Here is a 5,008-nt window from a genome sequence, read left to right as displayed (position 1 = left end):
TTCTCTTTCTAGCGACAGAGCTCACGGGATAAGTCCTACATCTTTCCTCGTTTAGACTAGACATGAGGACGTTAAAAGGTTACAGTGGAAAAAGATAAATCTTAGTTCGAATTCAATTACTCTCGTGATTTACGCATATAGGTTACGACTACCTTTTTGGACTTTAAGGTTTCGCGCCCCCCTATCCGCTATATACGCCTTACTATCACCTTCCTGTTCGTAGAGCCACGATTTCGCTATCCCTTCCTCTGACGATTCTTATTTCCAGCGTCAGACTTAAAACGGTCTATCCCCAGACCGTTTTAATCCGCTACCTCACGATAGTCAGGCTTGGGAATCGCTATTGGGTTCACCGGTAGCAGGTGCCCACCAAGGACTTATACTCAATGAAAATCAAAGAGTAAACTAGGAAACTAGCCGCAGGCTGTACTTGAGTACGGCAAGGCGACGTTGACGTGGTTTGAAGAGATTTTCGAAGAGTATTACACCTCAGATGCACCACATGCCCGTCGTACTTCAAAAAAACTGAAGTCAGATTTCACTGACCTCAGTTTTTTATTATTTAGCATAATCTACTGCACGAAGCTCACGAATCACGGTTATCTTGATATTTCCTGGGTAATCGAGATTGTTTTCAATTTTCTCACGAACTTTGTGAGCTAAGATTGTGACTTTGTCGTCCTTGATTTTTCCTGGATTGACCATGATACGAATTTCACGTCCTGCTTGAAGGGCAAAGCTATTTTGTACCCCTTCAAAGCCGTTCGCAATTTCTTCCAAATCATGGAGACGCTTGATGTAGCTTTCAAGAGACTCACTACGAGCACCTGGACGAGCTGCGCTCAAGGCATCTGCTGCAGCAACGATAACTGCAATGACGCTCTCAGCTTCAACATCTCCGTGGTGACTAGCAATCGTATTGACCACAACTGGATGTTCCTTGTACTTACGTGCCAATTCCATACCGATTTCAACGTGGCTACCTTCAACCTCGCGGTCAATGGCTTTTCCGATGTCGTGAAGGAATCCAGCACGACGGGCAAGAGCCGCATTCTCACCAAGCTCGCTGGCCATAATACCAGCTAACTTAGCAACCTCAATCGAATGGCGCAAAACATTTTGGCCATATGAAGTCCGGAATTGCAAGCGACCCATAATCTTCATCAAGTCTGGATGAAGGTTTGGTGCGCCAATCTCATAGGCAGCAGCCTCACCGTATTCACGGATCTTATTGTCAATCTCTTGACGGTTTTTCTCAACCAACTCTTCGATACGAGCTGGGTGGATACGACCATCCTTGAGCAACATTTCCATAGTCATACGGGCAATCTCACGACGAATCGGATCAAATCCTGACAAGGTCACCACTTCTGGTGTATCGTCGATAATCACATCGACCCCTGTCAAACTTTCAAAGGTACGAATGTTACGACCTTCACGACCAATAATGCGTCCCTTCATAGTATCGTCTGGCAGATGAACCGTTGAGTTTGTTGACTCCGCTACATATTCACCAGCGATACGTTGCATAGCTTGAACCAGGATGTCCTTGGCCATTTTGTCAGAACGTTCCTTGACCTCTTGCTCAGCTTCGCGAATACGACTGGCAATCTCCTTGGTCAAGTTTTCCTCTGTCTGTGCCAAGATAATATCTCGTGCTTCTGCCTGAGACAGAGCACCAATACGCTCTAGTTCTGCTTCTTTTTGTCTTTCGACTTCCTCTAATTGCTCTTCACGCGCATCAAGGTTTTTCGCTCTATCAGAAATACTTTGTTCTTTTTGTTCAAGTGTTTGTTCTTTACTCGTCAAATTGTCGTCCTTACGGTCAAGGCTGGTAGCTCTCTCTGTCAAACGACTTTCGATTTGTTTGAGTTCTTGACGTTCTGATTTGAATTCAGCGTCCACTTCTTCACGGTATTTTCTGGCTTCTTCTTTGGCCTCCAATAGTGCTTCTTTTTTAAGAGACTTGCTTTCACGTTTGGCTTCATTAACAAGTAAATCCACTTCACGCTCAGCTTGTCCACGTAAATTAGTTGCTTCTTGTTCAGCATTTAAAAGCATCAACTCTGCAGCTTCCTGAGATGATTTCATCTTAGCTGAGATGCTGACATATCCAATGACTAAACCAATGATGACGGCAAAAACAGCAATCGCAAGCGACATGATTTCCATGTTTTTACCTCATTTTATTGTTATTCCGAATGACATACATTCTTTTACATTCTACCATAAAAAAGTGATTTTCACAAACCTTAAATGGATATCGCTAACATCCGCATTATCACTATCATAGTTATCATTTACAGATATAAAGCGAATACCTTTTTCAAGAAATATCTTTTGTAAGTACTTTCCTGACTCGATATAATCTCTGCCGAAACGAGATAAATCTTTTACCATAATGATAGAAAACTTTCCTTTATTCAGGTCATCAATCATATTCTTAAAATTTGGTCGCTCAAAATTAGAACCACTATATCCATCATCTACATATTCATAGGATAATTCAATAGATTTCTCTTCTACCTCAAAAGCAAAAAGGATAAATTCCCCCTACACTTAAAATTTATCCCTCTTGGTAACCTCTTTTATTAATTTTTTTGATAAAGAAAACGCACATTTTATTTAACTGGTGCTGAAATATTTATAATAATATTTTTTTAGTTCTTTCTAGAATAATGATATTAAGATTTTTCATATATCTTATATATTCTTCTTCTGTGCTAGCAATCCTAATATCTTCTTTATCTAAAAAGACAACCTGATTGTTCTCTAAATCTGATTTAATTAAATCTATAATTTTATTTTGCTCATATATAAATCCTTCTAACTTAAAAAACTCGACAAATTTCTCAAATCCATTTTTACAATTATCATCATCAAAAAATAGTTCAAACCATTCACGGTAATTCTCTATAGCATAATCTATTTTTGAATTATTATTTCCCGCAAACCATTCTTTTATAGCATATAGTGTTAAATCAAAACGATCATAATATCCTTTATAAATTCCATTCTTGATTCTAGGTTTTCCACCTCTAGCTGTATTAACGGTTTCTGATTTTCCACCACCTCTAGGGAAAAGAATGTGTCCACCTATTGTTCTTGAAATACTCAAATGATCTAAAATTATTCTGTCGTTTAATCCTGCCTTTCTTGCCCAATAAATAGAGGCTCCTATATAATCACTTGATAATAAATACTTATCCTTATCAATAAATAAAGTATAAAAATCTCCATTTCCAAAGTTTTGGCATTTATTACATACAGATGTTATTTTAAGTTTTTCTTTTGAATCATCATCAAAAAACATCTTACATAAATCATCGTACAACGCCTTACTACATACATCAGGATCCTTTCTATTATATAATGAAAAACCTTTGGGAAAATAAGGATATAAATCAAATAGATAATTTTTAAACTTCATATTTATTATTCTCCATTAAATCTTTTTAGGAAATTTAAAGTCAAATTTTCCTCCAAGCACACCCGCACTTACTCCCGCAACTACTACAAGTGTTGTACTAATTGTTCCTATTTTCTTCACGCCACTGTTTAGCTCTTTTGTTAAATAAAACAACATTAATCATATCTGCTTCACTTACATACTTGTAAGACAACTGTTCGTTGGTAAGATCTTTTAAGAGATATTCTTTGATTGCATCTGTATGAATTTTGTAGTTAATCTTAGAAATTTCTCTATTCAAATTCCAGCCTAATGATATCTTAGAATTTTAATCTGACTTAAGTCTTTTGTAATCCTGAATTACATACATCTTAAATTCAGCAGAAATACATGAAGCAAATTCAAAGGCAATATCTATATGTGCAAATGCACCACCATATCTTCCACCTTTTGAGATAATTCCGATTGCTCCAGTTTTCTCTACCCATTTCTTAGGAGACAATGTAAATGAATTATATCCAGCTTCCGATTTAATTCGGTCGAATTCGACCGAATTGAAATTCATGTTGTTTAAGCTTTTCCATAAACCAAGAAACTCAATTGTATCTTTTCTTCTCATCCAATTTTTAATTACATCACTCGATACTTATCCGAACGATAAGCTCCACGTAAGGTGTTCGCAATCGACCAAACTGCATTGACTACATTTGAAATCTGAACATCGTTCGACTGGAATATCGGTAGTTTTTCTTTAAAATTAGACATTTACTTCCCCTGTTTTTATTATTAACAATTCTCTTCATTATACCACAAAATACAAGTGATAAAGCGGATTCAAGGGAAAAAATCGAAGTTTATATACTAACTTTCTTTTCTGAGTTTTTGTCTTTTGTATTAGGGATTCTGTCATTTTCTAAAAAACTTTATCTTAAACTTACTCATAAAAATTTAAAAAATAAAAAGCCCACCTTTCAGTAGACTTAGTAGTGATCTTTGAAGGACAAAAAAGCGATGCTATCTCCATCCATCATATAAATCAAGCGATTTTCTGCATCAATACGCCGTGACCAGGCTCCTTGGTAGTCATACTTGAGTGGTTCTGGTTTTCCTATTCCTGTAAATGAATCACTTTGAATATCCTTAATTAGTTTATTGATTCTTTTTAGTGTTTTCTTATCCTGAGTTTGCCAGTAGCAATAATCTGCCCACGCATCTTCTGTAAACTTGAGCAGCATTCCTCACTCCTCAATAACATGGACTTGAGTGCTTCCAGCACGGACTTGAGCCATTCCTCGCAAGACCTTGTCAGATAGTTCCTTATTTTGAACGATTCTCAGAGTTTCCTGAATACTGTCCCATTCGCTCTTTGAAAGAACTACAATGTCCTCATCTGGATTTTTATTAACCACCGTTAAAGGCTCAAATTCATCATTGACCTTCTTCATGTAGTCTTTTAAATGATTTCGGAATGTTGAGTAAAGAACTGCTTCCATAACCATACCTCGTTTTACCTCTTTTCCACTATTATACACGAAAAGAAAGAAATTGTCAGAAACTTGTACAAGATTTTCTTTTCCATCTATTTATACTCAATGAAAA

5 protein-coding genes and 2 pseudogenes are annotated in these 5,008 nt (G+C 36.8%); all 7 read right to left on the bottom strand.

Annotation, left to right across the window (positions count from 1 at the left end):
• Positions 1-558: 558 nt before the first annotated feature.
• The 7 genes and pseudogenes from HT703_RS06645 to HT703_RS06615 all read right to left on the bottom strand — a co-directional run bounded on the left by HT703_RS06645 (position 559) and on the right by HT703_RS06615 (position 4,902).
• The gene (locus HT703_RS06645; RefSeq protein ID WP_000404950.1) at positions 559-2,172 is read right to left on the bottom strand and encodes a ribonuclease Y; all 1,614 of its coding nucleotides are present in this window, start codon (positions 2,170-2,172) and stop codon (positions 559-561) included.
• Positions 2,173-2,253: 81 nt separating this feature from the next.
• Positions 2,254-2,508 (bottom strand): annotated as a pseudogene (locus HT703_RS06640) (recombinase family protein); the annotation flags it as partial.
• 136 nt (positions 2,509-2,644) lie between these two features.
• Entirely contained in the window at positions 2,645-3,430 is a 786-nt protein-coding gene (locus HT703_RS06635) for a hypothetical protein (protein WP_000669602.1), read from the bottom strand.
• A gap of 15 nt (positions 3,431-3,445) precedes the next feature.
• Entirely contained in the window at positions 3,446-3,586 is a 141-nt protein-coding gene (locus tag HT703_RS06630) for a hypothetical protein (RefSeq protein WP_000899898.1), read from the bottom strand.
• Positions 3,540-4,043 (bottom strand): annotated as a pseudogene (locus tag HT703_RS12150) (KilA-N domain-containing protein); the annotation flags it as partial. The gene HT703_RS06630 and the pseudogene HT703_RS12150, both read right to left, overlap by 47 nt.
• Positions 4,044-4,389: 346 nt before the next feature.
• Entirely contained in the window at positions 4,390-4,644 is a 255-nt protein-coding gene (locus tag HT703_RS06620; protein WP_016398855.1) for a Txe/YoeB family addiction module toxin, read from the bottom strand.
• 3 nt (positions 4,645-4,647) lie between these two features.
• Positions 4,648-4,902 carry a type II toxin-antitoxin system Phd/YefM family antitoxin gene (locus HT703_RS06615; protein WP_016398854.1) on the bottom strand — a complete coding sequence of 85 codons (255 nt, stop codon included), beginning with the start codon at positions 4,900-4,902 and terminating at the stop codon, positions 4,648-4,650.
• Positions 4,903-5,008: the final 106 nt, after the last annotated feature.

Source organism: Streptococcus sp. 3874 (assembly GCF_013276425.1).
Taxonomy (GTDB): Bacteria; Bacillota; Bacilli; order Lactobacillales; family Streptococcaceae; genus Streptococcus; species Streptococcus pseudopneumoniae.
The sequence above is the reverse complement of the archived record's forward strand: the minus strand, read 5'-3'. Positions and strand labels throughout refer to the sequence as shown.

What these genes read in the sequence shown, in the direction of transcription:
- HT703_RS06615 (WP_016398854.1), bottom strand. Translation starts at nt 4,902, where the DNA reads ATGGAAGCAGTTCTTTACTCAACATTCCGAAATCATTTAAAAGACTAC.
- HT703_RS06635 (WP_000669602.1), bottom strand. Translation starts at nt 3,430, where the DNA reads ATGAAGTTTAAAAATTATCTATTTGATTTATATCCTTATTTTCCCAAA.
- HT703_RS06620 (WP_016398855.1), bottom strand. Translation starts at nt 4,644, where the DNA reads ATGCTGCTCAAGTTTACAGAAGATGCGTGGGCAGATTATTGCTACTGG.
- HT703_RS06645 (WP_000404950.1), bottom strand. Translation starts at nt 2,172, where the DNA reads ATGGAAATCATGTCGCTTGCGATTGCTGTTTTTGCCGTCATCATTGGT.
- HT703_RS06630 (WP_000899898.1), bottom strand. Translation starts at nt 3,586, where the DNA reads ATGTTGTTTTATTTAACAAAAGAGCTAAACAGTGGCGTGAAGAAAATA.